Consider the following 16,468-nt stretch of genomic DNA (forward strand, 5'->3'; position numbering starts at 1 on the left):
GCGTAAAAATATTATTCACACAGGGTCAAAAACACGCTTTCCTAACAACCTCGTCAAGCACTTTTTTCGGAAATTTTTTGCTCTCAAAAGTAACTTTTGACGTATACCGTTAACAAACGCAAACCCATGAACTTTTTGTGATTTTAATCATACTCAAACCCGAGTAGAATCGACACTAAGTAAAGATTTCTCCTTATAAAATTTTCAGTGAAGCAATGAAGTCTGAGTTTCCAAATCGTAAAGATAAACACATCGCTATCGTTGGTGGTGGCGTAGCAGGTTCAACTGCTGCGATTCACTTTGCCGAGTTAGGTTTTAAAGTGTCCGTAATCGAAAAAGGGGTATCGTTGGTGAATGGTCCCCCAATATGCCATTTGCATGCCGGCGGCAACCTGTATCGAGAGATTTCTGAACAACAATGTTTAGATCTTCTAACCCAGTCTATTGAGACGATTCGCTTGTATCCCCATTCACTGAATATTCGTCCGACTATTATTGCTGTTCCGTATTCAGACGGTGGTGATCCAGAAACTTTGTTACCACGACTGGAAGTGATTAAACGTGCTTACCAAACGCTGGTTGCCCAAGACGCTCGAAACCAAGTTCTAGGTGAACCTGATGAGTACTACAAACTCTACTCGAAGGAAGCGTTACTACAACTTGCGAGCCAAGCTCAACCAGAACAGCCTCAAAGCATTGATGAATGGTGCATCCCATTTGCTCAGCATGCCGATCTAGATGAGCTTAAATACCCGGTTGTGGCGGTTCAAGAGTATGGTTGGAGCGTATTCCGTCTTGCTGCAATCGCGAACATGACTTTAGAGCAGATGCCAAACGTCGATGTAATTACACAAGCGGAATTGGTGGAGTCTCATTGGAATGGTTCTGCTTGGACTTTGGCTTATACAAAAGATGGTTCTGAACATGCGTTGAACTGCGACTTCTTAGTGAATGCGTGCGGTTTTGAAACCGGAGTCGTGGACGACAAGGTAGGTGTCCGGCGTGAACGTCTTGTTGAGTTTAAGGCAGCATACGTCACTCGTTGGAACGAATGTACTCAACAATGGCCAGAGGTTATTTTCCATGGTCCTCGTGGTACTGATAAGGGCATGGCTCAATTAACACCTTATGGCGATGGTTATTTTCAACTACATGGGATGACCAAAGGTATTACGTTGTTTGACGATGGCTTAGTCGAAAGTTCACAGGCTTCTGCGCAGCCAGAACTACCGACAAGTTTGTTGTCGAAAATACGTCATGGTTGGCGTCAAGAGATACTTGATGAACGTACCGACAATGCGATAGCACACATGGCTCAGTTCATTCCAGATTATCACACGGCAGTAAGAGGTGGTAAGGCGTTATTTGGTGCTCAGCAGATCCCAGGGACAGATCCAGTACTGCGAGCCGCGGACGTCACGTTTGAAGAATATAACTACGCGCGTATCGAAGTGGTTAAAGCGTCGTCTACATTACTCGCGGCGCAGAAAATGGCGCAATATTGGTTTGATATTGAACCTAGCGATAACGTCGAGCAGCAGCATCCTGTGACTGTCCATTGGACTGATCAAGAAGTAGAGGATTGTGCGATCAAACTGACCTATGAGCGTGGTTATCCGCAAGCATTAGCAGAGCGCTACGGTATGTAACATCCGCGCTTGATACTAAACTACTAGAAGGGCTCAATAACCAAAAAATTGAGCCCATTGACACCATACATCTTGTAGACCTTGTCTATCTCCTCGTATAAAGCTCACGGATTGTCCCGGTTTTGCCTGAGCCAAGCGCGGCAAATCAATCCTAGCGACGCAGCCAAACTTAGGATACCCCCCAATAGTCTGATGATCATTTAACAAAATGATTGGTTTCCCGTCGTTTGGTATTTGGATAGACCCAAGCGCAATACCCTCAGATAAAATGCCATCGTAAGGAGGAGTGATAGTTTCACCTTCTAGGCGATAACCCATGCGATTCGAGTTTGGCGATATTTCAAATATCGTGGAATAGAAACGGTCGATCGCTTCTTGAGAGAAGTCGTTGTATTGATAACCCTCAATAACGCGAAGCTTGATAGGAAGGTTATAATCAGGCTTAAAACGAAAAGTCATTTGCTTGGACTTTCGGCTAGGGAGTGCGTGTGGGTTGAAACTTAAGATGTCTCCAGCTTTCAATGCCAAGCCATTTTGTTCGATGCCTCCTAAGGATTCTCTTAATACTGTTGATGAACTCCCTAAATGTTTCTCGACATTAAAACCGCCTTTCACGGCTAAGTAAGCTCGAAGACCATTGCGTGGCATTCCAAACTTAAGTGTTTGTCCTTTTTTTAACGAAAAGTCAGACCAATTGGTGAGTGCTATTCCGTCAATAGAAGCGTTTAAATCGCCCCCACAAATAGAAAGGTGACAGTCTTCTAGTGCTTTGAAGCTGGCATTCCCAAGCGTAATTTCAATGACTGAGCAATTTACAGGATTCTTTAATAGATGATTTGCCCAACTGTAAGCGTAATCATCAACCGGACCGCCTTGCGTAATACCAATATGCGCGAGCCCAAAACGACCGAAATCTTGAATCAATGAGAGTGGACCTGGCTTCTCTACGATTAAACCTGAAAAACTCATAATTTGCCCCCTAAATTGATGTATTCCTGTCTTGTGATTGAACCAAAAGTGACCTTGTCACCAACTTCAAAAGGAATAAATGGAGGCGTATCAGTGAACAACGAGATGGGTGTTCGACCTATGATGTTCCAGCCTCCAGGGCTATCTGAAGGGTAGACAGCGGTTTTACTGTCCGCTATCGCGACGCTGCCGGCTGGAACGTGAGTGCGGGGGGTATTGTGTCGTGGCATGTGTAATGCCTTTGGTAAGTCTGAAAGAAACGCGAACCCTGGCGCAAAGCCGATTGCTGATACCGTGTAAACCGTTTTGGTATGCAGCTCGATCAATTCAGCCAACGGCAAACCAGCATCGTTGAATCGTTCTAAATCGAGCGCGGTCTCTTCTGAGTAGTAAACCGGAATGGAAATGTAGTTAGGTTGCTTATTATCCATCGAGCGGACATCAAAACGAGTAACGAGTTGGTTCAATTCTTTGAGGATGATGGATTCGTTAATTCTAAAGGGCAGGTAATCGATCAAAATAGTTCGGTATGACGGAACAACATTCATGATAATGAGGTTAAGTTTATCAGCAATCTGATGTGCTAACTCACCAATGTGTTCGACGGTCACCGCTTCATGAAAGCGAATCAGAATACTGCATTCAGAGATAGGAGAGATTGAAAACTGCCCTTGATTCATTAATTTCCTCCGGTGTAGAGACTTTGGCGAATCTTTTTAATCAATGCGATGGATTCGTCATTATCTCCGTGGACACAAATTGTGTCAGCTTCTAACAAAATATATTGACCCGATGCCGTTTTGACTCTTCCTGATTCAGCAAGCATTTTGACTTGTTCTAATATAGCGTGTTCGCTGTTTAAGACCGCATTAGGTTGTGTTCTGGGTGTGAGCATTCCATCATCTTGATACAGACGGTCCGCAAAGGCTTCAAATAACAGAGGTACATCAAAATCATCTGCTATTTCGAGATACTTTTCATTTTCTTGAGAGGCGAGGATCATTAGTGGAACTTTAAAAAGTGCCGCTGCTTTCACTATGGCGAGAAAAACGCCATCGCTTTGCATCATATCGTTATAAAGCGCACCATGGGGTTTGATATATCCTATGTCGGTATACTGCGCTTTGCACAAAGCTTGTAACGCGCCAACTTGATAAATCACCATGTTGGTAATTTCATCATTGGTCATTTTTAGGCTCCGACGACCAAAGCCTTGTAGGTCGGGATAACCAGGATGAGCACCAATTTCAACGTCGTGTTGGTTAGCGAGAGTAATCGTATCGTGCATGACATTAGGATCAGATGCGTGAAATCCACAAGCGATATTCGCCATGTCAATGTGAGGCATTACACTCTCATCGGCACCCATTTTCCACGCGCCAAAGCTTTCGCCCATGTCGCAATTCAGTGTCAGTTGCTGGTTATTCAATGTCATACGTTTATAAAAGTCCAAAGTATGCTTTAAAAATGCAGGAAATTACGTTTAAGTTCAGTGACTAACTTCATTCTTCAAGCAGAAGGTTATCAAATGAAGTGGTGAAAAGATCGTCGTGTTCTTTGAAATGATCCGAAATTTTAAGAAAATCATGACTAATCAGTCTAATAATTGAGATTTACGGCTTCATTTCAAGATTTGTCGTGTTAGTCTTGGCTCTTCTTTTTTGTGTGATAGTTTGCATAGCAATCCTTTCGTTATTTTGATTGCTTTCTGCGACAGGAATATATATGTCATTACGAGCAAAGCTAATATGGCCGATTCTCGCTTTCATCACGGTCATCTTTGTTACATCTCAAAGTTACACGTCATATAACACTTATCAGTCCGCCAAACATGAATTGGTCGAACAGACCAAAGTTCTGATCAATGATGCTTCTCACTCAATTAAAGATGCGCTTGCAACAAAGAACAAGCCAAAAGCGCAAACCATTTTGGCTGATCTGCTTAAGAAGCCAAACGTATCACGCGTAAAGCTTTACGACAAAGACAATAATCCATTTGCTGTATTTGCTTTGGATGGCTTTGCTGCACCTTCGCCGACAGTTAAAGAGCGAAGTCGTCTGCATGAAGTAGGATACGCACTATCTGCACACTTTCTCTACGTTTTTGAGCCTATTATTCACGAAGGACAAGTCATCGGATCGATTAGGGTGACGTTGTCACGAATTCCATTATTCGAAGTACGAGATGCATTGCTACAAGACGGTGGGCTGTTCTTAGTCATTCTTTTAGCTGGTGGAGTTATGTTCTACTTTGGGGTTGAACGACGAGTTCTTCGTCCCATAGAGGAAGTTAATCGAGCGTTGCAAGATTTAGCTAACGGGCATCACCTTAGTGGAAGGATTCACCATAAATCAAAAGACGAGGTCGGTGCATTGGTCGCTTCTTTCAACTTTATGGTTGAAAAACAGCAGCGACTTGAAAAGCAGCGCAAACATAGCTTGGAAGTGCTAGAGCGCCGTAAGGTGTTCGCCGAAGAAGTGATTGATTCTATTCAGGATTCGTTAATAGTCACGGATAACTTAGGGAGAGTGATTCATTGTAATACTGCTACGCAACGTATTTTTGAACATACTTACCAAGGGATAGAAACGGCAAACATTTGCGATCTAATCCAGACCAAGACGCCAAACGAGCTTGGACAAATACTAAGCCGAGGGCTTGAATGTGATGATATCCACTTGGAAAGTGGTGAAGGGAAGCAACAGCTAAGTTTAACCAGCCGACGCTTAGCGAAAAACGGCTATATGCTTTTCGTAATTCAGGACATCACCGAGATTGAAGAGGCAATGAATCGCCAAAGAGTAGCGGGTCGTGTATTTGAAAGCAGTCAAGATGGCTTAGTGGTGTTGAACCACCAAGGTATTATTACCATGGTTAATCCAGCAGTGACGAAGCTCGTCGGTGTAGAAGCTGACCAATTAGTGGGTAAGCCGTTCGTCAAATCAATTCGCTGGAGAAAGCTACAAGCTATGATGCCGAGCATTCAAGAATCTATTGAAAACTATGGTATGTGGCAAGGAGAAGTGATTGAGAAGAACCATCTAGGTCAACTCGTTCCAATGTTTGCAAAGGTTAATTGCATTAACAAGAGCGATGACCAAAACACTTATGACATGGTCATCATTCTAACCGACCTATCAAGTGCAAAAGAGATGGAGCGTTTGGAGTATCTTGCACATCACGACGCCTTAACCGGGTTGGCAAATCGTTCTAAGTTCCACCTAGAGCTCGAAGAATTGGTACAAAGATCAGGCTATTTGCGCGACGAATTCGCGGTACTTTACTTGGATTTAGATGGCTTTAAGAATATCAATGACACTTATGGTCATGATGCAGGTGACGAAGTGCTCAAACAAGTGGCAGACCGGATGGCTGCGGCAACTCGACATAGCGATTTGATTGCTCGTTTATCGGGAGATGAATTTGTCATGTTGGTCAACCCAGCAAATCAGAAGGTCGTAACAAGGATTGCAGAACAGTTACTTGAAACGGTTTGCTCTCCAATTGAATACCGAGGATCCCTGCTTAAAGTTGGCGTGAGCATTGGTGTGAAACTGGTTGGCGTTAACGAGCGTGACGCGACGCGTATTCTTAAGAGTGCCGATACAGCAATGTACCAAGCTAAGAAAGCAGGTAAAGGTCAAGCAATTTTAATGGGTTGCGAATCCCCAGAGACTGTTTAACTGTGGGCTAAAAACCTTTAGACTAGCCCGATTCGCGTCAGAAGGATATATAACATGAAAGTACTTGTTACGGGTGGTATGGGCTACATTGGCAGCCACACTTGTATTCAAATGATCGAAGCTGGTATGACGCCAGTGATCCTTGATAACCTATACAACAGCAAACCTACGGTGCTTGAGCGCATTGAAAAGGTTTGTGGTGCAAGACCTGAGTTTATTGAAGCGGACATCCGCGACAAAGCCGCACTTGTTGAAGCAATGAGAGCGCACAACATTGAAGCTGTTATTCACTTCGCCGGTTTAAAAGCAGTGGGCGAGTCGGTAGAAAAACCGCTTGAGTACTACGATAACAACGTTAATGGTACGCTAGTGCTTGTTGATGCTATGCGTGAAGCAGGAGTTAAATCCATCGTATTTAGTTCTTCAGCGACAGTATATGGTGATCCTGCATCTGTGCCTATCACTGAAGACTTCCCAACTAGCGCAACTAACCCTTACGGCCGTAGTAAGTTAATGGTTGAAGAGTGTCTAACAGACTTCCAAAAAGCGAACCCAGATTGGAGTATTACGCTTCTCCGCTACTTCAACCCTGTTGGTTCTCATCCAACGGGTGAGCTAGGTGAAGATCCTCAAGGCATCCCAAACAACCTAATGCCTTTTGTCTCGCAAGTCGCAGTAGGTCGTCGTGAGTTTTTATCTGTGTTTGGTAGTGACTACCCAACAAAAGACGGTACTGGTGTGCGTGACTACATCCATGTAATGGACCTATCTGATGGTCATGTCGCCGCTCTTGAAAAAGTTGGCAATAAAGCAGGCCTGCATATTTACAACCTTGGTACCGGTAACGGTTATAGCGTTCTTGAAATGGTTAAAGCATTTGAAAACGCATCAGGCAAAGAAGTGCCGTTTAAGTTAGTTGATCGCCGCCCTGGTGATATCGCGGAATGTTGGGCTGACCCTTCAAAAGCTGCAAACGAACTTGGTTGGAAGGCTGAGCGCACGTTAGAAGAAATGACAGGTGATACTTGGCGTTGGCAGTCAAATAACCCTCAAGGTTATCCTGACGCTTAAAAAATCAAGTTTTACATATTAATAACAAAAAGGCGCACTTCTGCGCCTTTTTTGATCTAAATCGGAAAAATTCGTAAATTACTGGTTAAAAGGTAGCTTAGATAAATAGAACTGCTAAACTATGTCCGACTCTTAATTTAGGTCGTAAATTTTCTTAAGACTATCGGGGTAGTTCATGGAACTTGGTCTAATCATCGCTTTCATCGTGGCAGCAGCAATCATGGTGAAAAAAGAGATGGCAAAGCAGTAAGTTTTCATTTTTCATTCTTTTCTTAACATTTTTGAAATGAAAACGCGTAAAAAAGTCAGCATATTGCTGGCTTTTTTGTTTTTGTAGCGCAAGTTCTTCGTTTATGACTCATTTATCAATCATTTTCGCAATGTCGCTGCAGATAGTTAGCTTTGTTTGAAAGTGGAAAAACAAAAAAGCACCCAACTAAGCGGGTGCTTTACGAACAGTTTTATAAATTGATGTCACTTAGAACTGGTAATCTACAGAAATTGCCCAGTTACGACCCGGTAAGCTATGGAAGTCTTTGTTGTCCGTACTTTCGAGACCGCGAACATCTTGGTATGTCCAGTATTTTTTATCAAATGCATTGAACAAGCCTGCTGTCAGCGTTAGGTCTTTGATAGGCATGTAATATGCGGTTAAGTCCATTACACCGTAACCTGCCGAATCAATTTGGTCATCACTAGACCAGTCGTCTTTCTTAGCTGCAAGCTTAAGAGACGCAAGACCACCAAAATGATGCTCGACGTTGTCGTAACCTAAACCAAGTACAGAAGACAAAGGAGCGACACTATCTAGTGCTTTACCTGTTGTTTTATCTTCACCATCTAGGTATGTCACAGATACTTTCGTGTACATACCTTTAGGGGCGTCAAAAGCTTCATCTAGCAAAAGTGTAGAACTAAATTCAACACCAGAAATGTCGACTTCATCTCGGTTTACGATAGTGAAGCGGTCTTTGTTCGGATCGATTTTTGGTAGTTCTTCTGAGTCGATAAAGTCTTTGTACTGAGTGATAAAGCCTGTAAGTTCAAACTGCGCAAAGTTGTTTTGACCACGGAAGCCAATTTCGTAAGAAAGGCTTTTCTCGGCTTCTAAATCTGGGTTAGGAACGAATTCAGCACCAGTGTCGTATTCATAGTAAAGCTGCTCAACTGTAGGTGCCTTAAAGCCCTGACTGATTTGGGCAAAAGTACTTAGTTTGTCGTTAAGGTGGTAAACCGCGCCCAGTTTCCCAGTAAATGCGTCATTACTGTTCTTACCTCGTTCGGTAGTAAAGCCTGCGTCAGATGTTGGATCCGCTTCAAATGAATCGTAACGGATGCCCGCATTTAGTACTAATGTATCGTTAAGTAAGAATGCATTGTCTTGAAGGAAAATACCCCATTCGGTGACGGTGGCATCAGGGATTGTCGTTGAGCCAGGTTTACTAGTGCCATTGTCGTGGTAAATATCCACATTCGTTAGACTAAAATCTGTCACCACAGAATTTAGACCGTAGGTCAGTTCGTGAATTGCATTTCCGGTTGTGATTACCTTGTCGAACTGAGCATCAAACTGAAGTGACTCGTCTTCAGCTTGACGTAGGCGAGTGCGATCCCCGTTATAGCCAATGTAACCTAAATGGTCAGTGACATTAGCGAAGTTAGAGTTTTCGCTCTCTGTGACCTGATAATTAAGGTCTAATTTCATTGAGTCGAAAGCTGCATTTGCTTTAGTGAGTTCGTAGTTTACGCCATAACGCGTACGTGTCATTTCATCACTAGCTTTTGCGTTAGCATAAGTAACGCCAGGTCTTGGACCAAAATTAAGTGTGTAGTTGCCACGACGATCGTTTTCATCGTAGTTGTAGTTATAGCGTTCGAAGACAAAGCCGAGTTTGTTGACATCGTTAATGTTGTAATAAGCTTTTGCCAAAATGTTATTTAGATCTTTGTCTGCTGGGTTCTCAAGACCACGTGCTGAACCATCAATGTTGGAACCATCACCGTAGGTTTCAAGCTCGCTGCCGGTAGAGTAAGTTCCCATCAATAGTGTTTCAAACTTGCCACGGCGCATTGCCCAAGTTAACGTGTTCTTGAATTGTTCGTCTGCAGAGAAGTAGCTCGATTTAATGCCAAAACGAGTCTCGTCACCGTCAGTTTTTAGAACGTCTGAAGGATCTTTTGTCTTAAGAACAACAACGCCACCCATTGCATCAGAGCCATATAGGGTAGAGGATGGACCCTTGTTAATCTCTATACTGGTCAGTGTGTCGAGTTCAATCGCGTTCGGATAAATTGCTTGAACCGCACCGCCACCTGGATTGAAAGGAGTAGCTTGCTGAACGCCATCAATCACAACTTTCACGCGGTCGCCTTCCATGCCGCGAATGTTAAAGCCCGAAATGCCAAAACGACCGGAAGTCGTTGCTTCCACTCCAGGGGTATATTGAACGGCATCATAAAGGTTCTTTGAAAGTGTGCGGTCAATATCTTTTGACGATACGGTCTCAACTGAAGCTGAAACATCATTAACGTTTTGTTCGGTACGAGTTGCAGAGACGACAACTTCATTGAAAGTTGAGCTTTCTTCTGCGTATGCGCCTTGTGATAGGGCAATGAGAATAGAGGCTGACAAAATTGATTTTTTATACATTGGCTTCAATACCTTAAATCCATAATAGGCAATAACAACGTGCGGTATCTTAGTTTATACAAATGGTAATTACTATCATTACTATTGTTATTTAGTGTTATTTTTGTCAATGGAAATTTGTGCTATGCGCAACCTAGTCTTTATTTATCAATCTGTTATATTGTTTAAAGTCATTTTCTAGTATAAATTTTTAAATACCACTACTGTGATTTAAATCACGCAAATAGGGAGCTATAGTGCAGAGCCCAATCACTTTAGAAGCACTTCATATCTTGGATGCTATTGATAGAAGAGGAAGTTTTGCTGCTGCTGCGAACGAATTAGATCGCGCGCCTTCTTCGCTTAGCTATCAAATTCAGAAACTGGAACAAGATCTCGATATCATCATTTTCGATCGTTCAGGTCACAAAGCACATTTCACAGAAGCCGGGAAGTTGATTCTTGAGCGTGGTAGGGCAATTCTGCAAGCTAGTGAGAAGCTTGTTAATGATGCAACGCTCCTGGCCAATGGTTGGGAACTTGGTATTACGGTGGCTTTTGATGGAATTATTCCTATTTCAAATTTCTTCCCAATGGTAGATGCACTATCTAACGTGAGTAGTACAAGGGTGAGGTTACAAGAAGAGATTCTTGCGGGAAGTTGGGAGTCGCTAAATACCGGAAGGGCAGACTTATTGATATGTCCGGCTCTCGATACACTTCCGCAAGATGTTAAGGCCGAAAAAATTGGTAAAATGAGTATGGTTTGGGTCGCCGCTTCTGAACATTATGTGCATAAGCGAAGTGGGGCGTTTGATGACAATGCCCGAGAAAAATATCGCGTTATTGCGATTGCTGATACGGCAAGAGAGCAGCCAGCGCTATCAATCAATGTAATGCAAAAACAGCCAAGACTCACAGTGACCAATTTCCCTGCCAAAGTTGAAGCACTAACTTCCGGGTTAGGTATTGGGACGCTACCAAGTCAAATCGCGGAACCTTTAATTGAGAGTGGCGTTCTTAAACGCATTGAAGGTACGGAAGAGCAGCCAATTGATATTATTTTAGCGTGGCGCAGAAATACGATGGGCGAAGCCAAATCTTGGTGCGTACAATACCTTAAGAAAAATTGGCGTCTCAAATAAAAAAATCCCAGCATATGATGCTGGGATTTTTCGTTAAGAAGTGTGTTGATAACTAAAATTCGTACTTCGCTGTAATAGCCCAGTTACGACCGGCTTGTGTTAGGTCTTTATTCTCAGTTTTCATTCCGCTTACATCATTCCAACTGTAGTATTCTTCGTCTGCCACATTAAATACTCCCGCTCGCAGGGTGAGATCTTTAATTGGCTTGTAGTATGCAGTTACGTCAACAACAGTTGCTGAAGAAATTGGTAGGATGTCATCACCATTGATATCACTGCTGTCTTTCGACGCAGTGTAGTTAACCGTTAGTGAAGAACCCCAGTTTTGTTCAGAGTCGTAGTTGAAGCCAGCAACTAGATTCCATGGGTTAACACTGTTTAATGGATCGTTGTTTCCGTCTTCACCTTCAGTATAGGCTGCAGCAACTCGAGAACTAAAGCCTTTTACTGGCATGAATTTATCCCAAGACAGTTGGTTGGAAAATTCAATACCTTTGATTGTTGCTTTACCAATGTTCACGGATTGGTAAACCGCAGGGTCGATACCTGGAATGAAGCTGCCTGAAACTTGTTGTCGCTCGATAAAGTTATCGTAGTCACTGTAGAATACCGCGACTTCACTGCTTGAAATATCGTTGTTGTGGCGCCAGCCAAACTCGTAAGAAATGCTTTCTTCTGCTTTCAAGTCTGGGTTTGGTTTGTTTATGTAACCGTGCATCGGGTTACCAAACGAGTAATACAGCTCTTGAAAATCAGGTGCGCGGAAACCTTGGCTTATCTGGGCAAACAAACGGTGTTGTTCGTTTAGTTTGTAGATCGTGCCTAAACGAGCAGTAAACGCGGAGTCAGAGAACTTTTTGTATTCGTTATCAGGGTTACCACTTGGGTTTTCGCTAGCGTTGCCAGGATCGGTTTCGAATGAGTCGTAACGAACACCAGGAGTGATGATGAAGTTGCCGACGGTAATCTCGTCTTGTAGGAAGACTCCGTAACGACGTTCACTTGCCGATGGGATGTAGAAGATCTCTTTATCCGTCCCAGCGCTATTGAACTCTTTGTTTATGTTCTTAATGTCTTTATCTAAGTAAGACGCACCATAAACGATGTAATGTTCAGTGCTACCAAGCGTTAGGTACTTATCTAACTGCACGTCGAACTGGAAGCCTTCATCGCTGTAGGTGTAATCTTTGCGTTGATTGTTCAAGCCTTTGACACGATGTGTTATGCCAGTTTCGTCTTTACTTAAGTAATCTAGTTGCCACGTTAATGTGTCAGCAATTGATGCTTGAGCATCCCAAATATGCTTAATACCGACTTGATATTGTTCAGTTGTATCTTCGCTTCGTCCATCCGTGTAGCCATCATATGATTGAATGCCATCACCTTCATTGCGAATGTAGTTACCGCTAAATTCAAGTCTATGTGCTTCGTTTAACTGATATTGTAATTTCACTAAAAGGTTATTGGCAGAGGTATCGGCATCCGCTAAATCACCAAAGTTATCAAGCTCGCTACCATCACGGCGAGTGTAAGCAACTAAAGACTCAAGGTCCCCGGTTTTGTTTGCAAGTGCTACCGATTCGCTGAATGTATTGTCTTCTGAAGAGTAATTAAATTTCGCATGACCACCAAAATCACGACCCTTTAAGAAGTCCGAAGGGTCTTTCGTTTCGAAAGCTACAATGCCACCAATTGCGTCAGAACCATGCAAAGATGATGCTGCACCTTTTACGATTTCCACTGCTTTAACAAGATCGGTGTCAACTTCAACACGAGAAGAGTTAATAAAGTTATTACCTGAATCGAACTGGTTACCTTGAGCAACACCATCAACTAGAACTTTAATTCGGTTGCCTTCGATACCACGAATGTTGATACTTTGAACACCTTGTCGAGCATTCGTCTCGACGGTAACTCCTGGCGTGTATTTAAATAGATCATCAAGACCGGTAATCATGCCATCTTCGATGTCTTGGTCTGTGACGACTGCAACTGACGCTGCAGTATCCTCGAGTTGGCTATTTGTACGTGTCGCAGTAACAACGACTTCTTTAAAAGTTGAGTGTTCTTCTGCTTGTGCACCGTGAGCTAGAGCTAATAAAATTGATGCTGACAGAATTGATTTTTTATACATTGGTTCTAACACCTTATATCCATGATAGGCAATAACAACGGGCGATATATTATTTCACGCAAATGATAATTACTATCATTATTGTTATCACTAAAGTGGTGGTTAGGTATGTCAGAGAAATGACCTTTTTGTATTTAGTACATAAAATTCAACAGGATAGCTTTTTATGACATAAGCTCGACGATAATTTCTATAAAATTAGCAAATGAGATGTCGGTCACGTAAATTGCAGTTTGATGAAAAAGCAGGCATGCGCCAGTGTGATTTATTGGTGTTTACGTATTGTTGTGGTGTATGGGTTATGGCGGTAGTTATGCATGATTTGCGATTGGTTTATTATTTTATGAAATGTTTACTCAGGTTATCCAACAAAGTCTGAAGTTAGGAGAATAGGTAGGGCTGAAAACTTACAGCCCAAATCTTTGCTTTATCAGATATCATTTTCGTTTGAGTGGTAACACCATATCTGCAGTGCCATCTGCAAATTGTACGTCCAACTCAAATCCTAAACTTTGTGCGAGTGACAGCATGCCTCGATTGGTTGGCATTGTCATTCCGGAAATCTGCTTGGTGCCTTTTGCTTGGCAGTAACTAATGATTTTTTGCATCAGTACTTTGCCCAGACCTTTACCCTTTAAATCTGATCGGACCAAAATCGCAAACTCTGCATCACTATTATCCGGTGTTATCAGAGCACGAGATACACCAATAATGGAAGGTCCATTATCATCAAAGGCAACAGCAACAAATGCCATTTCACGGTCGTAATCAATTTGGGTTAAATTTGCGAGCGCCTCATGATTGAACTCCCCAACATCGGAGAAAAACCGATTGTAGAGGTCTTCTTTAGATACGCTATTTATAAATTGAGCGTGAATTGGCTCATCCTCAGGAAGAATTGGGCGCAACAGAATAGGTTGCCCGTCACGTAATGTCACTGTCTCAACAAACTCTGCGGGGAAAGGGCGAATAGCTAAGCGTTCCTGCGCATCTCCATGGTACTTTTTGAGTGTCACGTCTGCGTCTATTATGGTTAATTCACTACCTGACACCAATACTGGATGTATATCCAGGCTTTCTATTTCTGGTAGTTCAACCGCCATTTGAGATATGCGAACCAGAAACTTTGACAGTTCGTTCACATCAATCGCGTCTTTATGCTTTTGCAAGCGAACTTTCCCTGATTTCAACGCAATTACCACTAAATAACGAGCTAGGTTCATATTCAGTGGTGGCAATGCCGCAACCGCATCTTGAGTGATGTTCCAATCTGAGCCTCCTTGTCCGAGCAAAATCACTGGACCGAATACTTTATCAACCGCGATACTAATTCTGAGCTCCTCAGCACTACCTAGTTTCGCCATTCCTTGGACCAACAACCCTTGTAGGTTCGCCGCTGGATAGCTCAACTTTGCGGTGTCGAGAATGGCTTGCGCGGCGCTAGATACCTCTTGGCTATTACGCAAATTGAGTGCAACACCATGTACATCAGACTTATGAGGAATATCGGGAGAGCGAAGCTTTACCGCGACCGGGTAGCCAATATTTTCCGCCATATGGACCGCTTCAGTAACTTCAGAAGCGATCCAAGTCGGAAGAATATTAAAGCCAAACTGTTCAAACAAAGGGCTGGTTTGATGCGTATCCAGCATTACTGTTTGTTTGTCCAGTAATTGTTCGTTTACCCATTCACGAGCTGAACTCACGCTACCGGAGTGTAAAGGTTCAGCGGTTGTTGGAGTTTCCATCAATTGTTTTTGATTTCGTCGGTATTCGACCAAATGCATGTAAGCAACGACAGCACTTTCAGGTGTTCTATAAGTTGGAATGCCCGCACGTGTAAAGGCTAGCCGAGCCTCTCTCGATGTCTGCTCACCAGACCAATTGGTTAATATATTGAAATGCTTATGTCGGGGATGAGCTTGAATTGCTTCAATCACAGCGTTCGCGGTTTCTAATGAATCCGACACCGCTGAAGGGCTATGCATTATTAAGATGGCATCAGCACAGTCTCCGTTCATCAGCGCGTTTATGGTATCGACATAACGTTTCTTTGTTGCATCTCCTGCAAGATCAATAGGGTTAACACCACGCCAACTAACAGGCAATGCGGACTTTAGTTGTTCGACAGACTCTTCATTTAACGTTGCGAGCTTGCCGCCTCTTTCAAATAGAGTATCGACTGCCATGATTGCAGGACCGCCGCCATTGGTTACGATAGCTAGGCGTTCGCCTCGAAGCGGAACCGAATGTGTCAACGTTTCTACTGCCGCAAATAACTCGTGCGTATTACCCACACGCAGCATACCCGTTCTTCTTATCGCAGAATCGTAGATAACATCCAATGAATCAGTGTTGCCATCGCTAAATGGGCGAGCTTGTGATGACCTACCAGCTTTGAGAACCAAGATACGACGGTTTCGTGACGCTGCACGTGCTGCTGACATAAAGCGTCGAGCATCTTTAATTGAATCAACATAAAGAAGAATGGCTTCGGTCTTTGCATCCATGCTTAAATAATCAAGCAGTTCTGCAAAGTCGATGTCTTGCCCTTGACCGATTGAGATAAAAGAAGAAAAACCAATATTCTTGTCGTTTGCCCAATCAAGAACCGTGGTACACACTGCAGCGGATTGAGAGATGAACGCAATTTTACCCGGTTGCGCTGCCACGGGAGAAAAGGAGCAGTTGAAGTTATGCCAAGGAAGAATTATCCCAAGGCTATTTGGTCCTAAGACTCTTATGTTTAGGTCAGAGAAATCGATACTTTCAACGTCATCTGAAATGACGATGGCAAACTCCGTGCCGCGCTGATCTAATTCAACAAGTAGTTGTTTATTGCGTGACACATTCGTACAAAGAATGGCGATATCTGGGGTATAGGGCAGGGAGGCTACGTTAGGGTATGCGATAACACCAGATACAGACTTATATTTCGGTGTCACGGGCATGATTGCACCACCGAACCCGCTCTGAAGAAGATTCCGCATTACTATTTGTCCTGCGCGTAACTCTTTTTGAGAGGCGCCGATTACCGCAACAGAATTAGGTTTGAAGAGTTTTTGTAATTTATTCATTCTTTCTCCTTGGCCTCTTACGCCTAGAACGGTTGGTCACTCCTCATACAATCATAAACGAATAAGCATCTCTTTAAATATGGACAAAGCAGACATTGGCTCAAAAGTGA

10 protein-coding genes are annotated in these 16,468 nt (G+C 43.1%); 4 read left to right on the forward strand and 6 right to left on the reverse strand.

The genetic code is table 11. The annotated features are described in order from the left end of the window. Nucleotides 1–215: 215 nt before the first annotated feature. Entirely contained in the window at nt 216–1,649 is a 1,434-nt protein-coding gene (locus NL647_RS03975) for an FAD-dependent oxidoreductase (RefSeq protein ID WP_253649673.1), read from the forward strand. Between the two features lie 33 nt (nt 1,650–1,682). On the opposite strand, the gene NL647_RS03980 is transcribed toward NL647_RS03975, so the two are convergent. Genes NL647_RS03980 through NL647_RS03990 form a run of 3 tightly spaced genes read right to left on the reverse strand, consistent with a single transcriptional unit; the run spans nt 1,683 to nt 4,053 of the window. After that, nucleotides 1,683–2,618: a biotin-dependent carboxyltransferase family protein gene (locus tag NL647_RS03980; RefSeq protein WP_017189044.1), complete on the reverse strand. Its 936-nt coding sequence runs from the start codon at nt 2,616–2,618 to the stop codon at nt 1,683–1,685. Then, nucleotides 2,615–3,298, reverse strand: coding sequence for an allophanate hydrolase subunit 1 (locus tag NL647_RS03985; RefSeq protein ID WP_017819609.1), 684 nt, complete (start codon nt 3,296–3,298; stop codon nt 2,615–2,617). The genes NL647_RS03980 and NL647_RS03985 overlap by 4 nt, the downstream gene beginning before the upstream one ends. Next, complete coding sequence (locus NL647_RS03990) at nt 3,298–4,053, reverse strand: 5-oxoprolinase subunit PxpA (protein ID WP_253649674.1); 756 nt, start codon at nt 4,051–4,053, stop codon at nt 3,298–3,300. Before NL647_RS03990 ends, NL647_RS03985 begins: the two co-directional genes overlap by 1 nt. A gap of 290 nt (nt 4,054–4,343) precedes the next feature. Between NL647_RS03990 and NL647_RS03995 the strand changes: the two genes are divergently transcribed. Both NL647_RS03995 and galE read left to right on the forward strand, forming a co-directional pair. After that, entirely contained in the window at nt 4,344–6,302 is a 1,959-nt protein-coding gene (locus tag NL647_RS03995) for a diguanylate cyclase (RefSeq protein ID WP_253649675.1), read from the forward strand. Nucleotides 6,303–6,356: 54 nt separating this feature from the next. Next, on the forward strand, nt 6,357–7,373 hold the full coding sequence (gene galE / locus NL647_RS04000) for a UDP-glucose 4-epimerase GalE (protein ID WP_005451787.1): 1,017 nt from the start codon (nt 6,357–6,359) through the stop codon (nt 7,371–7,373). Nucleotides 7,374–7,851: 478 nt separating this feature from the next. On the opposite strand, the gene NL647_RS04005 is transcribed toward galE, so the two are convergent. Further along, the gene (locus NL647_RS04005) at nt 7,852–10,023 is read right to left on the reverse strand and encodes a TonB-dependent hemoglobin/transferrin/lactoferrin family receptor (protein ID WP_253649676.1); all 2,172 of its coding nucleotides are present in this window, start codon (nt 10,021–10,023) and stop codon (nt 7,852–7,854) included. Nucleotides 10,024–10,259: 236 nt separating this feature from the next. Here NL647_RS04005 and NL647_RS04010 point away from each other — a divergent pair, with 236 nt between their 5' ends. Then, nucleotides 10,260–11,147 carry a LysR family transcriptional regulator gene (locus NL647_RS04010; RefSeq protein WP_253649677.1) on the forward strand — a complete coding sequence of 296 codons (888 nt, stop codon included), beginning with the start codon at nt 10,260–10,262 and terminating at the stop codon, nt 11,145–11,147. Between the two features lie 52 nt (nt 11,148–11,199). On the opposite strand, the gene NL647_RS04015 is transcribed toward NL647_RS04010, so the two are convergent. Together NL647_RS04015 and NL647_RS04020 are read right to left on the reverse strand one after the other, a co-directional pair. Then, entirely contained in the window at nt 11,200–13,281 is a 2,082-nt protein-coding gene (locus NL647_RS04015; protein WP_199449432.1) for a TonB-dependent hemoglobin/transferrin/lactoferrin family receptor, read from the reverse strand. 437 nt (nt 13,282–13,718) lie between these two features. Beyond that, on the reverse strand, nt 13,719–16,358 hold the full coding sequence (locus NL647_RS04020) for a bifunctional acetate--CoA ligase family protein/GNAT family N-acetyltransferase (RefSeq protein ID WP_050934171.1): 2,640 nt from the start codon (nt 16,356–16,358) through the stop codon (nt 13,719–13,721). Between the last annotated feature and the right edge of the window lie 110 nt (nt 16,359–16,468).

Source organism: Vibrio sp. Y29_XK_CS5 (assembly GCF_024181835.1).
Classification (GTDB): Bacteria; Pseudomonadota; Gammaproteobacteria; order Enterobacterales; family Vibrionaceae; genus Vibrio; species Vibrio harveyi.